Raw genomic sequence first — 19240 nt, 5'->3', positions numbered from 1 at the left:
GCACTTTCCCGAAAGGCCCCTCCCATGGTCCGCATGTTCCTCAACGGCCAGGCGATGCGCGGCGGCGAGTTCCACCCGCTGCTCGGCGATGCGCCCTTCCTCGGCGTGGTCCGCACCGCCCCCGGCCACCGCTTCTTCTCCATCCGCGACGTCTGCCCCGGCCTGCTGCCCGACCCGGCGGTCGACACCGCCATCGAGGGCGAACTGTACGAGGTGTCCCTGGAGTTCCTGCGCGACGTGCTGCTCCCGGGCGAGCCGCCCGAGCTGGCGTTCGGCGTGATCAAGCTCGCCGACGGCAGCGCCTGCTTCTCGATGGTGCTCGCCCCCGGCGAACTGGAGCGCGGCGTCCACAAGGAGATCACCGAGTTCGGCGGCTGGCGCGCCTACCTGGCCACGCTGGGCCGCGAGTTCTGACCGGAGCCGACACCCTGCCTGTGGGCGGACACCCGTGGGGGTGTCCGCCCACAGAGCTGCGGCTACTCCAGCGCCGTCCTCGACCGCGCCACCGGGCGGAGCAGGTCGAGGACGTGGGCCCAGTCGTACTCGTCGCGTCCCCCGCCGGCCTTGGGCTTGTGGGGGACGTAGTCGCCGATCAGCACCCCCATCGACCGGAGCCGGACCAGGCTCTCCGCGTACGCGGGGTGGGCGGCCTGGGCGGAGTTGACGTACGGCTGGACGGCCACGGGGATGCCGAGGCCGTACGCCTCGCAGAGGATGCCGAGGGCGAGGGTGTCGCAGATGCCGGCGGCCCACTTGTTGATGGTGTTGAACGTGGCCGGGGCGACGGCGATGGCGTCGGCCGGGGGCAGCGGCTGGGGGATGCTCGGCGTGCGCCAGGCAGAGCGGATCGGGTAGCCGGTCTGGGCTTCGACGGCTTCCTGGTCGATGAATCCGAGCCCGTTCGGGGTCGCGATCACCCCGACTCCCCAGCCCTCGGCCTGGGCAGCGGTGATCAGTTCGCCCACTCCGTCGGCGATGCCCGACGCGCAGACGACGACGTAGAGGAACGGCTCGCGGTGCTCGGTCAAACCTGGACTCCCAACTCCTGGCAGAAACAGCGAAGCTCCGGGACGGCGCCGCGCCGGTCGCGAGCGGCCATGTCACCGGCCAGCTCGAGCACGCTGGGCCGTCGGCGGATGTCCTCCGAGGCACAGCTCTCCGCGATCCTGAGCGCTTTGTATCCCTCGGCCAGTCTGCCCTGCTGGCTGTAGGCCCGTGCAGCCTCCACCCACAGTGCTGCCCGGCGCTCGGGGACCGGGATACGCCTGCGCATCAGGGGTTGGGCGGCTTCCAGCGCCGTTCCCGCGTCGCCGAGGACGACCGAGGCGCTCACCGAGTGGAGTGCGGCGTCCACAAGGAGATCACCGAGTTCGGCGGCTGGCGCGCCTACCTGGCCACCCTGGGCCGCGAGTTCTGATTCCCGAACGCCGATGGCCGCGGTGCCCCCGCGGCCGTCGGCAGTGTGCGCCCTAAAAGTCTGCATACGAAGAGGTCTCTCGGGTCGTCGACCCTCGCTTCAACGAGTTGTTGAAGTTCTCCCCCTCGAACCCTTGACGCCCGCTCGGCCTGCCGCCTACCGTCATTTTCGCATCCTAAAAGCAATATTCCGCATCATGGAATACGAGCCGACGCAGGAGTTCCCCGATGCCTCGAATGACAGCCGCCCGCGCGGCAGTTGAGATCCTCAAGCGCGAAGGCGTCGAGGTCGCGTTCGGCGTGCCGGGCGCCGCGATCAACCCCTTCTACGCCGCGCTCAAGGCCGGTGGCGGGATCCGGCACACGCTGGCCCGGCACGTCGAGGGCGCCTCGCACATGGCCGAGGGCTACACCCGGACCCGGGCCGGCAACATCGGCGTCTGCATCGGCACTTCGGGGCCGGCCGGCACCGACATGATCACCGGGCTCTACTCGGCGATCGCCGACTCGATCCCGATCCTGTGCATCACCGGGCAGGCCCCGGTCGCCAAGCTGCACACCGAGGACTTCCAGGCCGTCGACATCGCCTCGATCGCCAAGCCGGTCACCAAGGCCGCGACGACCGTCCTGGAGGCCGCACAGGTTCCCGGCGTCTTCCAGCAGGCCTTCCACCTGATGCGCTCCGGCCGTCCCGGCCCGGTCCTGATCGACCTGCCGATCGACGTCCAGCTGACCGAGATCGAGTTCGACCCGGAGACCTACGAGCCGCTGCCGGTCTACAAGCCGGCCGCGACCCGGGCCCAGATCGAGAAGGCGATCGGCTTCCTGCTGGAGTCGCAGCGACCGCTGATCGTCGCCGGCGGCGGCATCGTCAACGCCGACGCGGCCGACCTGCTGGTCGAGTTCGCCGAGCTGACCGGCACCCCGGTCATCCCCACCCTGATGGGCTGGGGCACCATCGCGGACGACCACGAGCTGAACGCCGGCATGGTCGGCGTGCAGACCGCGCACCGCTACGGCAACGCCAACTTCCTGGCCTCGGACTTCGTCCTGGGCATCGGCAACCGCTGGGCCAACCGCCACACCGGCTACAAGCTGGACGTCTACCGCGGCGAGCGGAAGTTCGTCCACGTCGACATCGAGCCCACCCAGATCGGCCGGATCTTCGCCCCCGACTTCGGCATCGCCTCCGACGCCAGGGCCGCGCTGCAGCTCTTCGTCGAGGTGGCCAAGGAGCTCAAGGCCGCCGGCCAGCTGCCGGACCGCACCGAGTGGGTCGCCGCCACCCAGGAGCGCAAGGCCACCCTGCAGCGCCGCACCCACTTCGACGACATCCCGATGAAGCCGCAGCGCGTCTACGAGGAGATGAACAAGGCCTTCGGTCCTGAGACCCGCTACGTCACCACCATCGGCCTGTCCCAGATCGCCGGCGCGCAGATGCTGCACGTCTACAAGCCGCGCCACTGGATCAACTGCGGCCAGGCCGGCCCGCTCGGCTGGACCATCCCGGCCGCCCTCGGCGTCGCCACCGCCGACCCCGAGACCCCGGTCGTCGCGCTCTCCGGCGACTACGACTTCCAGTTCATGCTGGAGGAACTGGCGGTCGGCGCCCAGCACCGGATCCCCTACGTCCACGTCCTGGTGAACAACGCCTACCTGGGCCTGATCCGGCAGGCGCAGATCGGTCTGGACATCAACTTCCAGGTCAACCTGGAGTTCGAGAACCTCAACTCCCCGGAGCTGGGCGTCTACGGCGTCGACCACGTCAAGGTCGTCGAGGGCCTGGGCTGCAAGGCGATCCGGGTCACCGACCCGAACGAGCTGGGTGCCGCCTTCGAGCAGGCCAAGAAGCTCGCCGCCGAGCACCGCGTCCCGGTCGTGGTCGAGGCGATCCTGGAGCGGATCACCAACATCGCGATGAGCCGGACGGCCGACATCAGCGACGTCAGCGAGTTCGAGGAGCTGGCCACCGAGCCCGGCCACGCCCCCACCGCGATCAAGCCGCTGAAGGTCTGATCCGCATACCGTGATGCCCCTGCCGGCTCGGGGCCGGCAGGGGCATCAGGCTGCCCGGGGCCGACCCCGGGCGGGCCGGGTCAGCGGGCCTTGGCGAGCTGGCCGGCGGGGCAGGGGTTGCCGCGCAGGAAGGAGTAGCTGGCGGTGATCCGGTAGGTGCCGGGGTTGGGGGCGTAGAGCGTCGTCCACTCGCCGGCCGAGGCCAGGCAGCCGGCCGTCGCCGAACCGGAGCGGTCGCCGGCGATGCCCAGCCAGGGGGACCAGGGCAGCAGCAGGTGCACCCGTCCCGGCACCGGGACGGAGACGGTCAGCTCGGCCGGTCCGGCCTGCTGCACCACGGCCGGCGGCGCGGCCAGCGGGGTCGCGTCGGTGAAGCGGTACAGGCGCCAGCCGCCCTGCTGCCAGATGGGCTGCAGCCAGGGCTGGCCGGCCGCCACCAGGGCGGCCTCGTCCACCGCGGCGTCGTCCGGCCGGTCGCTGGAGAGCGCCACGAAGCCCACGCCCCAGCGCTGCAGCCAGGCGTGGTAGTCGGTGGGGGCCAGCTTGTCGGTGTAGAAGAGCGGGTTGCGGGTGACGTCCGCCTGCCGGTTCCAGCCGCGCGCCAGGTCGACGTACGGGGCGATCCCGCTGGCCTCCCAGTGCGAGGCCAGCGGGACCACCTCGACCCGGCTGCGGTCGGCGCCGACCCGGTGCAGCTCGTTGATCAGCGCGGTGCTGTCCGTGGCGGCCTTGGACACCGGCACGGTCACCAGCAGGTCGCCCAGGGTGCGCCCGGCCAGCCAGCAGGCCACCGCGGTGAAGGCGAGCGCGGTGGCCACCGCCCGGCGCCGGGACTGGCGGGAGTTCAGCAGCACGGCGAGCAGCACGGTGCCGGCGAAGAGCAGGCTGAGCCGCTCCACGTTGCTGCCCACCGGCGAGGGGATCAGCCAGACCAGCACCACCCCGAGCGCGTAGACCAGCGCCCCGCGCCGCACCGCCGTCCAGCCGCCCGGCACCACGAAGGCCACCGCCAGCGCGGCGGCCACCACCGGCGCCGCCGCCCACCAGTCGAAGGGCTGCACCCCGGAGAAGGGGAAGAGCAGCGTGGTGGCGGCCACCACCACGACCGGGGCGACGGCCAGCGGGTAGCTGTCCCGGCGCCGGGCCGTCAGGAACAGCGCGGCGGCCACCACCTCCAGGAAGAGGCCGACCACCGGACTGCCCATGGTGGCCAGCGCCGAGAGGGCGAAGAGCGTGGTGCGCCGCAGCCGCGGCCCGCCGGCGCTGAAGGCGACCACCGTGGCCGCCAGCCCGAAGGCCACCCCGATCGCGAAGGTCACCCGCCCCGAGGCGACGTCGCACCAGAGGGCGAACGCCGTCCACAGCGCGGGCGCCATCGGGCGGGCCAGGCCGGAGCGGGTGAGCAGCGTGGCGGCCAGCGCGGCGGAGGCGGTGCCGGCCAGCATGCCGGTGGTGCGCACCCCGAGCAGGCCCATCAGGTAGGGCGACAGCACGCTGTAGGAGGCGGGGTGCATCCCGCCGTACCAGGACAGGTTGTAGGCCGAGTCCGGGTGCTGGCGGGTGAACTCGGTCCACGCGTACTGGGCCGCCAGGTCGCCCGCGTCGTTGGCCAGCGCCAATGCCCAGACCAGGTGCAGCATTCCGGCCAGCAGGGTGGCGGCGAACACCGGGTGGCGCAGCGCGGCGGGCAGGCGGGCAGCGGGGATCGCTGGCCCCACGGTGGTCATATGGTCTCTTTCGGCCGTCGAGGAGCGGTGTGCGGTCAGCGGTGCTGAACACCAGTAACCTACGGTGCCTCACCTCACGACGCGCCACAGCCCCGGACCCTCGCCGTGGGTCCGGGGCTGCGGTCCGTCCGCCGGGAGGCGGACGGAGTCCGGGTCACGCACCGTCCCTGGGCGGCCCGGAGTCTGGTGGATGCGTGGATGCGTGATGCGTGGATGCAGCCAGTGGTGCGCGGGCGTCAGTCCCGCGCGGCCAGCTCCCGGGCGGCCCGGGCGCAGGTGAGCGCGATCTGGTCCTCGTTGACGGTGGTCAGGGTGTCCTTCTCCACCACGGCGTTGCCGTTGACGAAGAGCGCGGTCAGCGGCGGCAGGGCGCCCATGGTCAGCGCCGCCACCGGGTCGGCGATCGAGGAGTGCAGGAGGCCGTCGACCTTCCACAGCGCCAGGTCGGCGAGCTTGCCCGCCTCGATCGAGCCGATCTCGTCCTGCCGGCCCAGCACCCGGGCGCCGCCCATGGTGCCCAGGCGCAGCGCACCGCGCGCGGTCAGCGCGTCGGGGCGGCCGTGCAGCCGGTTGATCAGCAGCGCGTTGCGCAGCTCGGTGCCCAGCTCGCCGGACTCGTTGGAGGCGGTGCCGTCCACGCCCAGGCCCACCGGTACCCCGGCCGCCAGCATGGCCGGGACGCGGGCGATGCCGGCCGCCAGGCGTGCGTTGGAGGAGGGGCAGTGCGCCACACCGGTGCCGGTCTCGGCGAACTTGGCGATGTCGGAGTCGTTCATGTGCACGCAGTGAGCCATCCAGACGTCCTCGCCCAGCCAGCCGGTGGACTCGAAGTAGTCGGTGGGGCCCATGCCGAACAGCTCCTTGCAGAACTGCTCCTCCTCGGCCGTCTCGGAGCCGTGGGTGTGCAGCCGCACGCCCTTGCGGCGGGCCAGCACGGCGGTCTCGCGCAGCAGCTCGGTGGAGACCGAGAAGGGCGAGCAGGGCGCGATGGCGACGTGCAGCATCGAGCCGAAGGAGGCGTCGTGCCAGCGGTCCACCGCCGCCTCGGAGGCGATCAGGATCTCCTCGGTGCTCTCCACCGCGTGGTCCGGCGGCAGGCCGCCGTCCTTCTTGCTGCGGTCCATCGAGCCGCGCAGCGCGGTGAAGCGCAGGCCCAGCGACTGGACGGCCTCGATGGAGGCGCCCAGGATGTCGCCGCGGCCCTTGGGGAAGACGTAGTGGTGGTCGCTGGCGGTGGTGCAGCCGGACTTGAGCAGGGCGGCGGCCGAACCGAGGCTGGCGGCGTGCACCAGCTGGTCGTCGATCCGGGCCCAGGTCGGGTAGAGCGCGACCAGCCAGTCGAAGAGGATGTTGTCCTGGGCCAGCCCCCGGGTGATCCACTGGTAGAAGTGGTGGTGGGTGTTGACCAGGCCCGGGGTGACCAGGTGGCCCTCGGCGTTGATCCGGCGCACCACGTTGTCCAGCCACTGCGGCGCGGGACCGTCCCCGACCGACTCGATGAGGTTGCCCTTGATCACGACGTGGCCGCGGGCGTACTCGGTGTCGGTGGCGTCGACGGTGGCGATCGCGGCGTTCTCGATCACGATCCGCTGATCGGCGGGCGGGGGCTGGACTGCCATGGTGACTCCTAGGGAGTGGGGGAGGGTTGGGCCGCTCGGGCGCGCGGGCCCAGATGGTGGAAGAGCAGGTTGAGCAGGACCGCGCTGACGCAGCCGACCGAGATGCCCGAGTGCAGCAGGGTGCGCAGCGCCGGCGGGAAGGCGTCGTAGAAGTCCGGTACGGCGATCGGGATGATCCCGACGCCGAGCGAGACCGAGACCAGCAGGACGTTGGACCCGGACTCCAGCCCGGCCTCGGCCAGCGTCCGCACGCCGCTGGCCGCCACCGTGCCGAAGAGCACGATCCCGGCGCCGCCGAGCACCGGCTGCGGCACCAGCGAGACCACCGCGCCCAGCCGCGGGAAGAGCCCCAGGACCACCAGGATCCCGCCGGCTGCGGCCACCACGAAGCGGCTGCGGACCTTCGTCAGCGCGACCAGCCCGATGTTCTGGGCGAAGGCGCTGCAGGCGAAGCCGTTGAAGACCGGGCTGAGCGCGGTGGCCAGGCCGTCCGCGCGCAGCCCCGCGGCCAGCACGGCCTCGTCGGCCGGGCGTTCGACGATCCGGCCGAGCGCCAGCATGTCCGCGGTGGACTCCGTCATCGAGACCACCATCACGATGCACATCGAGATGATCGCCGCGGGGTCGAAGACCGGGGCGCCGAAGTGGAAGGGGGCGGGCAGCGCGAAGAGCTGTGCGTCCCGCACCGCGCCGAAGTCGGCCAGGTGCAGCGGGAAGGCCAGCAGGGTGCCGGCCAGCAGGCCCAGCAGCAAGGAGAGTTGCTGCCAGAAGCCGCGCAGCACCCGGTTGAGGAGCACCACGACGGCCAGCGTGAGCGCGGCCAGCACGATGGCGTGCACCGAGCCGTAGCCCGGTGCTCCCGGACTTTCCCCGCCGCGCGCCCAGTTCACCGCCACCGGCAGCAGCGACACCCCGATCAGGGTGATCACCGTGCCCTGCACGACGGGCGGGAAGAACCGGATCAGCCGGCAGAAGTACGGCGCCGCTAGGAAGCACAGGGCTCCCGCGACGATCACCGCCCCGAAGACGACCGGCAGGGCGTCCTTCGGGCTGTGCTCCTTGGCGATCGCGAGCACGGGGGCCACGCCCGCGAACGAGACGCCGTTGACGAACGGCAGCCGGGCGCCGATCCGCGAGCGGGTCCGGCCGCCCAGGCCGAGCGTCTGGAGCAGGGTGGCCAGGCCTGCGGTGAACAGGCTGGCCGAGATGAGCAGGGCCAACTCGCCGGGCCCGAGCCCGACGCCGGCGCCGATGATGAGCGGGGGTGCGACCACGCCCGCGTACATCGCGGCGACGTGCTGCAGACCGGTGCCGAACAGGCGCACCGGGGGCAGGAGTTCGTCCACGGGGTGGACGAGCTGGGAGGATCCGCCGTCGGTACTGCTGGTGGAGCGGAGTGCCATGTCGAGCTCCTCTGGTGCTCGCGGCTCTCGGCGCGCCCGTGGCGCTGGGGACGTGGTGGTGGAACCGGGCCCGAGGGCGGGACGGCGGGTCGAGGATCCCTCGGGCTGCGTCTCCAGCTCCCCGGGCCGGCCGCCGTGGGGCGAGCACGATCTCCGGTGGGTGGGGGTGGAGAGACAGGTGGAACGGGTGGAGCTGCTGGTGGCGCTGCTGCTGCAGGCGGAACCGGGCGCCCGGCGCGGGGGGTTGGGACGCAGGGCGCGGTTCACGGTCAGGCCACCGGGATGACCGGGGTGACGCCCTCGCGGTGCACGGTGCCCTCGATGAGGCCGTACATCCGGTCGGCGGCGTAGTAGACCTCGTTCTCGTTCTTCAGGTCGAAGGGCGAGAGGTCGACCAGGAAGTGGTGCTTGTTCGGCAGCTCCAGGCGGACCTCGTCCACCTCGGCGCGGTTGTTCAGCACCCGGGTGCCCATCGCGTGCAGGGTCTGCTGCAGCGAGTAGGAGTAGGTCTCCGCGAAGGCCTCCAGCAGGTGGCGGCGCACGTGCTGGTAGGAGCGGTTCCAGTTCGGCTGGGCCTCGCCCTCCTGGCCGCGGTAGTTGTAGGCCCAGCGGGCGGTCACCTGGGTGGCCAGGATCCGGTCGTAGGCCTCCTGCAGGGTGGTGTACTTGTCCTTGATGTAGCCCCAGAACTCGGAGTTGGTCGTGTTCATCACGATCAGGTCCTTGAGGCCGGAGATCACCTGGACGGACTCGCCGTCGTAGACGATCTCGCTGGTGCGCACCTCGCCGCCGTCCCGGACGAAGGAGTGGCCGACCTCCTCCGAGCCGATGAAGCGCGAGGTGTTGTCCGGGGTCTTGATCCGGTTCCAGGAGTACTCCTCGATCCGGATCCGGGCGCCGTGCACCACGCCGCGCTCGGTGTCGTCGACGAAGTGCCGCGCCAGTGTTATGCCGAAGGCCTCGGCCGACTCGATGCCGTACTCCTTGGCGAAGGCGTAGACGGTGTTCTTGGTGGTGTCGGTGGGCAGGCAGTTGGCGTTCGAGCCGGTGAGGTGGACGTCCTCGAACTCGCCCTGGAGGGCGACCGAGACGTTGAGGTCCTTGATCTCGTGACGAGTGCTGTCACGGTAGACCCGGACGATGCGGTTCTCCGCCTTGCCGTACTGGTTCTGACCGAGCACGTGGGCCATCGTCGGCTCCTAGCTGTCTAGCTTCCGCGGTAGACGGAATATCCGAAGGGGTTCAGCAGCAGCGGCACGTGGTAGTGGTGCTGCGCGGGCGCGACCGTGAAGACGATCGAGACCTCGGGGAAGAACGGCGTCCCGCTGGACTTCTGCCGGTAGTACGCGGCGGTGTCGAAGCGGAGCCGGACGACCGAGCCCGCCTCCACGGCCGGCAGGTCCTTGGCCCGGCCGTCGGAGTCCGTGGCGCAGGTGCCGAGCACCTGCCAGCCACCCTCGGTGGTGAGTGCGAGCTCGACCGGAACGCCCTCGGCCGGTCGGCCGAGGCTGGTGTCGAGCACGTGGGTGGAGATGCCAGTCATGGCGGAAGTGACCTTACTGGTAATGGATGTGACGGACCGTCAGATCTCTGCTTGTGGGCGACAGGGGTCGACCGGTCATCATTGTCCGACGTGACGTCAGTTGAGCGGCTCATCCAGCAGTCGGTTGAGCCGGATGTCGTTGATCCTGCGCAGCTCGTCCCGGACGATCCCGGCCTCGGCGGCCGCGGAGTTGGGGTGGCGCTCGCGCAGTGCGGCGAGCATGGTGGCCGCGGTGCGCCCGGTGGCGCAGATCAGGAACACGTGGCCGAACTTCGCCTCGTAGGCGGCATTGGCCTCGTCCAGTTCGGCAAGGAGTGCTTGGTCCACTCCCTGGATGCCGGCCTGCTCGCGCTCGGAGGTGGCGTCGCCCGCCTTGGGCTTGCCGATCCGGGCGTGGCCGGCCATGGCGTCGTTCAGATCGGCGACCGACAGCTCCCGCATCGCCGCCTCGTTGGCGGCCAGCAGGGCCGAGCGGTCGGGCCAGGGGCGGCTGCCGGCGACGGCGGCGGCCCAGCGGGGGCTGGAGCAGACCTCGAGCAGCGTCCGCTCCAGCTCGGCGTCCGGGGTCTTGGCCAGCGCCGCGAGGGCATCGGCCGCGTCAGCGGTCGCATGGGGGTGGTTGGTCACGGGTGGACCTCCTGAAGAGTGGTGCCACCCGCAAAAACTAGATCCACCACCCCGGGGCGTCAACAGTTTGTTGAAGCCTTGGTGGTTACGTTTCGAACCGCCCGCGGTCCGGGACCGCTTTCGTGTGCGATCCACCAAGTGTGCCCGGCTTGCCCGTCGATGAGACTGGCCCGACCGGGCAGTCCCGGTCTCAGCCGGACTTCGGTCCCTCGACCTGGCGGTTCAGGTAGTTGTACACCGTGAACCGGCTGACGCCCAGGGCGGAGGCGACCGTCTCCACCCCGTGCCGCACGGTGAAGGCGCCGCGCTCCTCCAGCAGGGCGACGACCCGCTGCTTCTCCAGCCGGTCCAGCTCGCTGAGCGGACGGCCGTCGAACTGGCGGGTCATCTCGGCCAGCAGGCGGTCGAGCGCGCTGCTCAGGTGGGGCAGCCGCACGGCGAGGGCCGGGTGGCCGTCCCACTCCAGGACCACGTCGTCCTGCTTCGCCTGCGCGACGGCGAGCGGGGTGGCGCCCACCGCGTCCAGCAGTGGCTTTATCGCTCGGGCGAGCGGGTGTTCCAGGGCGTCGCTCACTGCGTATCCACTCCTTCGGGCGCCTCGGGCTCGGTCTTGGTCTCGGGCAGCACGCTGACCTGGACGGAGATCCGGTTCGCACCGGCGTCCAGGGTGTCGTGCAGCAGTCGGGCGACCGCGGCGAGCACCTGCTCGGCCTCGCCCTCGGCGCTGGTCCCGAAGGGGCCGACCGAGACGGCCAGGCCGGCCTCGTCGACCGCCCGGCGGGCCGCCGCGGCGTGGTCGGGGAAGGTGACCAATTCGAACGGTTCTGTCGTGAACTCCACCATCAATCGCACCAGCTCACTCTAGCGAGCGGCGCGTCGCGCAGGGGGGTCGCGGCGGGGGTCGATGGTGCGGCGGCGGCCAGCGGGTTCAACAAACTGTTGCAGGAGTCTTGACACTCCCTCGGGTGCTCATGGCAAGCTTCCACCAAGCAGAATCCTTCTTCCGCATGATGGAAATCGTGAGGTGAAGGCCCCGCCGGCCGACCGCCGGGGGAGAAGAAGTGAAAGGTGAGGGACGTGACAGCCGCTTCCGAGCACAGCTACACGGTCAACCTGTCGATCCTGTTCAGCGAGCTCCCGTTGCTGGAGCGCCCCGCCGCCGCGGCTGCCGCCGGCTTCACCGCGGCCGAGCTGTGGTGGCCGTTCGGCACCGAGGCCGCGCCGTCCGAAGGCGAACTGGACGCGCTGCGCAAGGCCTTCGACGACGCCGGGGTCCGGCTGACCGGCCTGAACTTCCTGGACGACCTCACGGTCGGCGCCAAGGGCACCGTCTCGCTGCCCGCCGAGCGCGACCGGTTCCGGTCGAACATCCCGGTGGCCACCGCGCTCGCCCGGTCGCTGGGCGCCGGTGCGCTCAACGCGCTCTACGGCAACCGGGTCGCCGGCGTCCCGGCGGCCGAGCAGGACGCGCTCGCGCTGGAGAACCTCGCCCTCGCCGCCCGGGCCGCCCACTCGATCGGCGCGATCCTGCTGATCGAGGCGCTCAACAGGGTGGACGCACCGGACTACCCGCTGCACACCGCCAAGGCCGCGGTCGAGGTGGTCGACCGGGTCAACGAGGCCACCGGGCTCGGCAACGCCAAGTTCCTCTGCGACTTCTACCACCTGGCCGTCAACGGCGAGGACCTGGCCGCGGTCGTCGCCGACCACGCCGACCGGATCGGCCACGTGCAGATCGCCGACAACCCGGGCCGCAACGAGCCCGGCACCGGCGGGCTGGACTTCGAGGACCTGCTGGGCCGCCTCACCGCGGCCGGCTACCGCGGCCGGATCGGCCTGGAGTACAAGCCGTCCACGGGCGTCAGTGCCGACAGCTTCGCCTGGCTGCCGCGCGAGCTGCGCGCCGGCTGACCTGCCGCCGGCCCACCCGCACCCGCCCTCCCTGATTCAATCTCCCCTCGTACAAAAGGATTCAACGCGATGAGCGCCTCCCGCAAGATCGCCTTCATCGGCCTCGGCATCATGGGCAGCCCGATGGCCGCCAACCTGGTCAAGGCCGGGCACCACGTGACCGGCTTCAACCTCACGCAGCCGCAGATCGACGCCCTGGTGGCGGCCGGCGGCCACGGTGCGAGCAGCATCGCGGACGCGGTCAAGGACGCCGAGGTGGTCATCACCATGGTCCCCGCCGACCCGCAGGTCGAGCAGGTCGTCCTCGGCGAGGGCGGCGTGCTGGAGCACGCCAGGCCCGGCTCGCTGGTGATCGACATGTCCTCGATCACCCCGCAGGCCTCGATCAAGGTCGAGGCCGCCGCCAAGGAGAAGGGCATCCGCACCCTGGACGCCCCGGTCTCCGGCGGCGAGGCGGGCGCGGTCGAGGCGGTGCTCTCGATCATGGTCGGTGGCGCTGCCGAGGACTTCGCCGAGGCCAAGCCGCTCTTCGACGTGCTCGGCACCACCGTGATCCACGTCGGCCCCAGCGGTGCCGGCCAGACGGTCAAGGCCGCCAACCAGCTGATCGTGGCGGTGAACATCCAGGTGGTGGCCGAGGCCGTGGTCTTCCTGGAGAACGCGGGCGTGGACCTGCCGGCCGCGCTGGACGTGCTCGCGGGCGGCCTGGCCGGCTCCACGGTGCTGAGCCGCAAGAAGGCCAACATGACCGAGCGGCAGTTCGCCCCGGGCTTCCGGATCGACCTGCACCACAAGGACATGGGCATCGTCACCGCCGCCGCGCGCGCCGTCGAGGCGCCGCTGCCGGTGGGCTCGCTCGTCGCCCAGCTGGTCGCCTCGGCCCGCGCCAACGGCGACGGCTCGCTCGACCACTCGGCGCTGCTGCGCGGCGTGGAGCGCCTGGCGGGCCGCGAGGTCAAGTAAGCAGACCCCGCTCATCACAGACTCCTCCTGGTGGCGTGTACCTGTCCGGTCGTGCCCGCGTCACCAGGAGGGCCCTTTCGACCAGCGGGCGAGCTGGGGCGAGAATCCGCTCCCCGCTGGTCGTGCCAACCGGCGGCGCGGGCGCACTTCGGTCGTGCGCCCGGCCGCCCGGCCCCCTCCCGCCGAGGGGAGCCCCCCGTACGTCGGAAGCGGGACGGGGGGAAACGGCGGGAGGGGGTCGCACCCTGCTTCGATCATGGAGCATGTGATCGACCGTCAGTTCAGCTCGACTCGGAAGTGAGGCCAGCACCATGCCCGCCACCCCCACCCAGGGCCACGTGGTCGTAGCTCCCGACAAGTTCAAGGGCACCCTGGAGGGTGCCGAGGTCGCCGCGCGGCTGGCCGCGGGCATCCGCCGGGTGGTGCCCGGCGTCGAGGTCCGTGAACTGCCGGTGGCCGACGGCGGCGAGGGCACGCTGGCCGCCGCACTGGCCGCCGGGTTCACCCGGATCCCGGTCAAGGTGGCCGGCCCCACCGGCCTGCCGGTGGACGCCGCGATCGCCGTCAAGGGCAGCACCGCCGTGGTCGAGCTCGCCCAGGCCTCGGGCCTGGCCCGGCTCCCCGGCGGACGCACCGCCCCGCTGGCGGCCGGCTCCTTCGGGGTCGGCCAGCTGATCGGCCGGGCCGTGGGCCTGGGCGTCAAGCGGGTCGTGCTGGGCCTGGGCGGCAGTGCCTGCACCGACGGCGGTGCAGGCATGGTCCAGGCGCTCGGCATCGGCCTGTACGACGCCGAGGGCGGCGAACTGCCGCCGGGCGGTGCGGCCCTGCGCCGGCTGCACCGCCTCGACCTCGGCTCGCTGGCGGACACCCTGAACGGGGTCGAGGTCGTGGTCGCCTGCGACGTGGACAATCCGCTGCTCGGCCCGCGCGGCGCCACCGCCGTCTACGGACCGCAGAAGGGCGCGGACGGCGCGGAGCTGGTGGTGCTGGAGGCGGGCCTGACCCGGTGGGCCGAGGTGGTCGGTGCGACCATCGGCGCCGACTTCCGGCAGGCTCCCGGCGCCGGGGCGGCGGGCGGGGTCGGCTTCGCCGCCCTGGCGCTGCTCGGCGCCACCATGCGGCCCGGCATCGAGCTGCTGCTCGAACTGCTGGGCTTCGACGAGGCCGTGCGTGGGGCACGCCTGGTCGTGACCGGCGAGGGCTGCCTGGATGCGCAGACGCTCCACGGCAAGGCCCCCGCTGGGGTCGCCGCCGCGGCCACCGGGGCGGGGGTTCCGGTGGCCGCGGTGGCCGGCCGGCTCGAACTGGCCGAGAGCCAGTGGCGCCGGGCCGGGTTCGTGGCCGCGTACGCGCTGACCGACCTGGCCGAACAGCCGGGGGACAGCCTCACCAAGGCCGCCGAACTCGCCGAGGTGGCGGGGGAGCGGCTGGCCCGGGACCTGCTCCGCTGAGACCGCCCGAGCGCCCACCGGGACCGCTCCTGCGGCATTCATTCATCGTATTTTCCTACATTGACGTTTTGTTGAAGGCGGGCCTAGGCTCCGAGCCACCCCCACAGCAGCGCAAGCCCAGTCGGAGGTCCTGATGCAGCAGTTCGGCACCCCTCACGCATCGACTGAGGTGATCCGCTCCCGGCGTGTGGTGCTCCCCGACGGCGAGCGCCCGGCCGACGTCCTGGTGCGCGAGGGCCGGATCGAGCGGATCGCCGCCCACGGCTCGCTCGCCGAATCCGGTGCCGCGCTCACCGACCTCGGCGACCTCGCGCTGCTGCCCGGCCTGGTCGACACCCACGTGCACGTCAACGAGCCGGGCCGCACCGAGTGGGAGGGCTTCGCCAGCGCCACCCGGGCCGCCGCGGCCGGCGGGGTCACCACCGTCATCGACATGCCGCTCAACTCCATACCGCCGACCACCACGGTGGCGGGCCTGGCGGCCAAGCGGGGCATCGCCGAGGGGCAGGCCTGGGTGGACCTCGGATTCTGGGGCGGTGCCGTCCCCGGCAACACCGGGGACCTCGAAGCGCTGCACCGGGCCGGGGTGTTCGGCTTCAAGAGCTTCCTGTCGCCGTCCGGCGTCGACGAGTTCCCGCACCTCGAACAGCCCGAGCTTCAGGCGGCGCTCACCGAGCAGGCCAGGCTCGGGGCGCTGGCGATCATCCACGCCGAGGACCCGGCGGTGCTCGCCGCCGCCCCGCAGGTCCCCGGCGTGCACTACCGCGACTACCTCGCCTCGCGGCCCGACGACTCCGAGGCCGCCGCCGTCGCCCGGCTGCTGCGGACCGCCGAGCGCACCGGCGCCCGGGTGCACATCCTGCACGTCTCCTCGGCGGCGGTGCTGCCGCTGCTGGCCCAGGCCCGGGCGGCCGGTGTACGGGTCACGGCCGAGACCTGCCCGCACTACCTGACGCTGGCAGCCGAGGAGATACCGGACGGCGACACCGCCTTCAAGTGCTGCCCGCCGATCCGCGACGAATCCAACCGCGACCGGCTCTGGGAGGCCCTGGCGGCCGGCGAGTTCATCGGCGTGGTCTCCGACCACTCGCCGTCCACCGCAGATCTGAAGCTCCGTCAGGACGACGGCGGCAGTGGCGACTTCGCGCTCGCCTGGGGCGGCATCGCCTCGCTCCAGCTCGGCCTGCCGGCGATCTGGACCGAGGCCCGCCGCCGCGGCCACACGCTCGGCGACGTGGTCCGCTGGATGGCCGCCGGGCCGGCCTCGCTGGTCCGGCTGGACGGCGTCAAGGGCGCGATCGCGGTCGGGCACGACGCCGACCTGGTCGCCTTCGACCCGGACGCCGAGTTCGCCGTCGACCCCGCCGAGCTGCACCACCGCAACCCGGTCACGCCCTACGCGGGCAAGAAGCTGACCGGCCAGGTCGTCACCACCTGGCTGCGCGGACGGGTGGTCGACGTGGACGCGGCCCCGTTCGGCCGGCAGATCCTCCGTCATCACTGACCCTTCACCACCGCTGAGGAGCGAGACGATATGAGTACCAGTCAGACCCCGGCCGCTCCCTTCACCGAGCTGGTCAACCTCGCCTCCCGGCTGCTGGGCGCCGGCGTGGTGGCCACCAACGAGGACACCTTCGCGGACGCGGAGAACCTGCTGGTGGCCGAGCCCGCCGAGTTCCGGCCGCACACCTTCGGCCACAAGGGCCAGATCATGGACGGCTGGGAGAGCAAGCGCCGGCGCGGTGCCAGCGCCGAGCAGCCGCACCCCACCGACCAGGACCACGACTGGACGATCGTCCGACTGGGCGTCGCGGGGCGGATCCACGGCGTGATCGTGGACACCGCGCACTTCACCGGCAACTACCCCGAGAGCGCCTCGGTGCAGGGCGCCTCGATACCCGGCATCCCCTCGGCCGCGGAGCTGGCCGGGGCCGCCTGGACCGACCTGGTACCGCGCACCGCGCTGCGCGGCGACACCGCGCACGAGTTCGCCGTCGAGGACCGCACCCGCTACACCCACGTGCGGCTCAACATCTGGCCGGACGGCGGGGTGGCCCGGCTGCGGGTGCACGGTGAGGTGCTGCCCGACCCGCGCGACCTGGACGGGCTGACCTTCGACCTGGCCGCGCAGGAGTACGGCGGCGTGGCCGAGGCCGCCTCGGACCGCTACTTCTCCTCCCCGCACAACCTGAACGCTCCCGGCCGCGCCTCCGTCATGGGCGAGGGCTGGGAGACCCGGCGTCGGCGCGACAAGGCCAACGACTGGGTGCGGATCGCCCTGGCCGGGGGCGGCGAGGTGCTGGCCGTCGAGGTGGACACCACCCACTTCGTGGCCAACGCCCCCGGCTGGGCCGACCTGCTGGGATACGACGCCAGCGGCGGCGGCGACCCCGAGGGCGACGCCGCCGGCTGGTTCGAGATCCTGCCGCGGACCCGCCTCGAACCCGACACCCGGCACCGGCTGCGCCTGCCGGCCGGCGGCCCGAACGCCGGCCGCGCGGCCACCCACGTGCGGCTGAACGTCTACCCGGACGGCGGGGTGGCCCGGCTGCGGCTGACCGGCCGGCTCACCGAGGCTGGGCGTGCCGCGCTCGCGCTGCGCTGGTTCAATGCGCTGCCCGCCGGCGAGGCCGCCCAGGCGCTCACCGAGGCCGGGCTGACCGCCGCCGAGGCGGCCGAGCTGGCCGCGGCCCGTCCGCTGGCCGCGCCCGCCGCGGTGACCGGTGCCGTCGCCGCGCTGCGCCCGGCCGACGGGCCGGACGGGACCGAGACCTCGCGCCGGGCCGCCGCGATCTGGCGCCTGCTGGGCGTCTGACCTCCCGCCGTTCCCGCACCTGATCCCGCCCCCGCCCCTGCTCACCGGCAACTCCCGTACCTGAAGGACTGAAGGACCCCCATGCCCAAGAACCTGACCACCGAGTCCGGCGCCCCGATCGCCGACAACCAGAACTCGGCCTCGGCCGGCGAGTACGGCCCGCTGCTCATCCAGGACCAGCAGCTGCTGGAGAAGCTCGCCCGGTTCAACCGCGAGCGCATCCCGGAGCGGGTGGTGCACGCCCGCGGCTCCGGCGCGTACGGCTACTTCGAGGTGACCGACGAGGTCGCCAAGTACACCCGCGCGGACTTCCTCGCCGAGGTCGGCAAGCGCACCGAGGTCTTCCTGCGCTTCTCCACCGTGGCCGGCAACCTGGGCGCCAGCGACGCGGTGCGCGACCCGCGCGGCTTCGCGCTGAAGTTCTACACCGCCGAGGGCAACTACGACCTGGTCGGCAACAACACCCCGGTCTTCTTCATCAAGGACCCGCTGAAGTTCCCCGACTTCATCCACTCGCAGAAGCGCGACCCGTTCACCGGCATCACCGAGGCCGACAACGTGTGGGACTTCTGGGCGCACGCCCCCGAGGCCACCCACCAGATCACCTGGCTCTTCGGCGACCGCGGCATCCCGGCCTCCTACCGCCACATGAACGGCTACGGCTCGCACACCTACCAGTGGGTCAATGAGGAGGGCGAGGCGTTCTGGGTCAAGTACCACTTCAAGACCAACCAGGGCGTGCGCTCGCTGGACGGCGGCCAGGCCGCCGAGGTGGTGGGCGGCGACGCCGACAGCCACCAGCGCGACCTGCACCAGGCGATCGAGCGCGGCGTCTTCCCGTCCTGGACCCTGTACGTCCAGCTGATGCCGGTGGCCGAGGCGGCCGATTACCGCTTCAACCCCTTCGACCTCACCAAGGTCTGGCCGCACGCGGACTACCCGCTGGTCAAGGTCGGCCGCCTGGTGCTGAACCGCAACCCGGAGAACGTCTTCGCCGAGGTCGAGCAGGCCGCCTTCTCGCCCAACAACTTCGTGCCCGGCATCGGCCCCTCGCCCGACAAGATGCTCCAGGGCCGGCTGTTCGCCTACGCGGACGCCCAGCGCTACCGCCTCGGCGTCAACCACACGCTGCTCGCCGTCAACGCGCCCAGGGCCACCGAGGCGCACAACTACGGCCGTGACGGCTTCTCGGCCGTCAACAAGGCCGGGCGCGGCAAGAACTACGAGCCCAACTCCTACGACGGCCCGGCCCAGACGGACCGGCCGCTGGCCGCCCCGCTCGCGCTCGGCGGCCACACCGGCACCTACAGCACGCCGGCGCACACCAAGGACGACGACTTCTTCCAGGCCGGTGAGCTGTACCGGCTGATGTCCGAGGGCGAGAAGTCCCGGCTGATCGACAACCTCGCGGGCTTCCTCGCCCAGGTCACCCGCGACGACGTGATCGAGAAGAACCTGGCGCACTTCCACGCCGCGGACGAGGAGTACGGCAGCCGCCTGGCGGCCGCCGTGGCCAAGCTCCGCGCGGGCGACGAGGGCTGATCCCCTCCGGTACCTGCTGACGCGACCCTCGGGCGGGCCGCCTCCCCGGGCAGTGGGGAGGCGGCCCGTCGTGCTCGCGGTCGCCCCCGGCCGGCTGTCAAACCCCGCGGCCCCGATCGACCGACCGGCGACCGTCTGGCATATGCCATTCGGCCATTACCCGTCACCCGTGGGATTCTCGCCGGACCTGGGGGTGCGCTGGGCGTT

17 protein-coding genes and 1 pseudogene are annotated in these 19240 nt (G+C 72.1%); 8 read left to right on the top strand and 10 right to left on the bottom strand.

All coding sequences use genetic code 11. From position 1 onward, the window contains the following. Positions 1 to 24: 24 nt before the first annotated feature. Positions 25 to 414, top strand: a complete 390-nt coding sequence (locus OG500_RS08740; protein WP_329578358.1) for an allophanate hydrolase-related protein — start codon at positions 25 to 27, stop codon at positions 412 to 414. Positions 415 to 476: 62 nt separating this feature from the next. Here the strand turns inward: OG500_RS08740 and OG500_RS08735 are convergent, their stop codons facing one another. Continuing rightward, positions 477 to 1028 (bottom strand): flavoprotein, encoded by a 552-nt coding sequence (locus OG500_RS08735; protein WP_329578355.1) that lies wholly within the window; start codon positions 1026 to 1028, stop codon positions 477 to 479. Then, positions 1025 to 1348 (bottom strand): annotated as a pseudogene (locus OG500_RS08730) (helix-turn-helix domain-containing protein); the annotation flags it as partial. The gene OG500_RS08735 and the pseudogene OG500_RS08730, both read right to left, overlap by 4 nt. Before the next feature lie 296 nt (positions 1349 to 1644). On the opposite strand from OG500_RS08730, the gene gcl reads away from it, so the two are divergent. Beyond that, positions 1645 to 3432, top strand: a complete 1788-nt coding sequence (gene gcl, locus OG500_RS08725) for a glyoxylate carboligase (RefSeq protein WP_327065857.1) — start codon at positions 1645 to 1647, stop codon at positions 3430 to 3432. Positions 3433 to 3512: 80 nt separating this feature from the next. Here the strand turns inward: gcl and OG500_RS08720 are convergent, their stop codons facing one another. The 8 genes from OG500_RS08720 to OG500_RS08685 all read right to left on the bottom strand — a co-directional run bounded on the left by OG500_RS08720 (position 3513) and on the right by OG500_RS08685 (position 11203). Next, on the bottom strand, positions 3513 to 5159 hold the full coding sequence (locus OG500_RS08720) for an MFS transporter (RefSeq protein WP_329578352.1): 1647 nt from the start codon (positions 5157 to 5159) through the stop codon (positions 3513 to 3515). 236 nt (positions 5160 to 5395) lie between these two features. Beyond that, positions 5396 to 6778, bottom strand: a complete 1383-nt coding sequence (locus OG500_RS08715) for an 8-oxoguanine deaminase (protein ID WP_327065855.1) — start codon at positions 6776 to 6778, stop codon at positions 5396 to 5398. An 8-nt stretch (positions 6779 to 6786) separates the two neighbouring features. Continuing rightward, positions 6787 to 8181, bottom strand: coding sequence for a nucleobase:cation symporter-2 family protein (locus OG500_RS08710; RefSeq protein ID WP_329578348.1), 1395 nt, complete (start codon positions 8179 to 8181; stop codon positions 6787 to 6789). Between the two features lie 269 nt (positions 8182 to 8450). Beyond that, the gene (pucL, locus tag OG500_RS08705) at positions 8451 to 9371 is read right to left on the bottom strand and encodes a factor-independent urate hydroxylase (RefSeq protein ID WP_327065853.1); all 921 of its coding nucleotides are present in this window, start codon (positions 9369 to 9371) and stop codon (positions 8451 to 8453) included. A 17-nt stretch (positions 9372 to 9388) separates the two neighbouring features. Next, positions 9389 to 9724: a hydroxyisourate hydrolase gene (uraH, locus tag OG500_RS08700; protein WP_329578344.1), complete on the bottom strand. Its 336-nt coding sequence runs from the start codon at positions 9722 to 9724 to the stop codon at positions 9389 to 9391. A gap of 96 nt (positions 9725 to 9820) precedes the next feature. After that, complete coding sequence (gene uraD / locus OG500_RS08695) at positions 9821 to 10351, bottom strand: 2-oxo-4-hydroxy-4-carboxy-5-ureidoimidazoline decarboxylase (RefSeq protein ID WP_327065851.1); 531 nt, start codon at positions 10349 to 10351, stop codon at positions 9821 to 9823. 190 nt (positions 10352 to 10541) lie between these two features. Next, positions 10542 to 10925 carry a helix-turn-helix domain-containing protein gene (locus OG500_RS08690; protein ID WP_327065850.1) on the bottom strand — a complete coding sequence of 128 codons (384 nt, stop codon included), beginning with the start codon at positions 10923 to 10925 and terminating at the stop codon, positions 10542 to 10544. Beyond that, a complete protein-coding gene (locus OG500_RS08685; RefSeq protein ID WP_329578341.1) occupies positions 10922 to 11203 on the bottom strand; it encodes a thiamine-binding protein in 282 nt (93 codons plus the stop codon). The genes OG500_RS08690 and OG500_RS08685 overlap by 4 nt, the downstream gene beginning before the upstream one ends. A 216-nt stretch (positions 11204 to 11419) precedes the next feature. On the opposite strand from OG500_RS08685, the gene OG500_RS08680 reads away from it, so the two are divergent. From OG500_RS08680 to OG500_RS08655, 6 genes are all read left to right on the top strand, one after another. Continuing rightward, positions 11420 to 12262 (top strand): hydroxypyruvate isomerase family protein, encoded by an 843-nt coding sequence (locus tag OG500_RS08680; protein WP_329578338.1) that lies wholly within the window; start codon positions 11420 to 11422, stop codon positions 12260 to 12262. 69 nt (positions 12263 to 12331) lie between these two features. Continuing rightward, positions 12332 to 13225: a 2-hydroxy-3-oxopropionate reductase gene (locus OG500_RS08675; protein WP_329578335.1), complete on the top strand. Its 894-nt coding sequence runs from the start codon at positions 12332 to 12334 to the stop codon at positions 13223 to 13225. 311 nt (positions 13226 to 13536) lie between these two features. Then, positions 13537 to 14676 carry a glycerate kinase gene (locus tag OG500_RS08670; RefSeq protein WP_327065846.1) on the top strand — a complete coding sequence of 380 codons (1140 nt, stop codon included), beginning with the start codon at positions 13537 to 13539 and terminating at the stop codon, positions 14674 to 14676. A gap of 133 nt (positions 14677 to 14809) precedes the next feature. Then, the gene (allB, locus tag OG500_RS08665) at positions 14810 to 16180 is read left to right on the top strand and encodes an allantoinase AllB (protein WP_327065845.1); all 1371 of its coding nucleotides are present in this window, start codon (positions 14810 to 14812) and stop codon (positions 16178 to 16180) included. 30 nt (positions 16181 to 16210) lie between these two features. Then, entirely contained in the window at positions 16211 to 17491 is a 1281-nt protein-coding gene (gene alc / locus OG500_RS08660; protein ID WP_329578331.1) for an allantoicase, read from the top strand. 81 nt (positions 17492 to 17572) lie between these two features. Further along, the gene (locus OG500_RS08655; protein ID WP_327065843.1) at positions 17573 to 19033 is read left to right on the top strand and encodes a catalase; all 1461 of its coding nucleotides are present in this window, start codon (positions 17573 to 17575) and stop codon (positions 19031 to 19033) included. The last annotated feature ends 207 nt before the right edge of the window (positions 19034 to 19240 follow it).

This window comes from Kitasatospora sp. NBC_01250 (genome assembly GCF_036226465.1).
GTDB lineage: Bacteria > Actinomycetota > Actinomycetes > Streptomycetales > Streptomycetaceae > Kitasatospora.
This window is presented reverse-complemented; position numbering and strand designations above follow the sequence as displayed.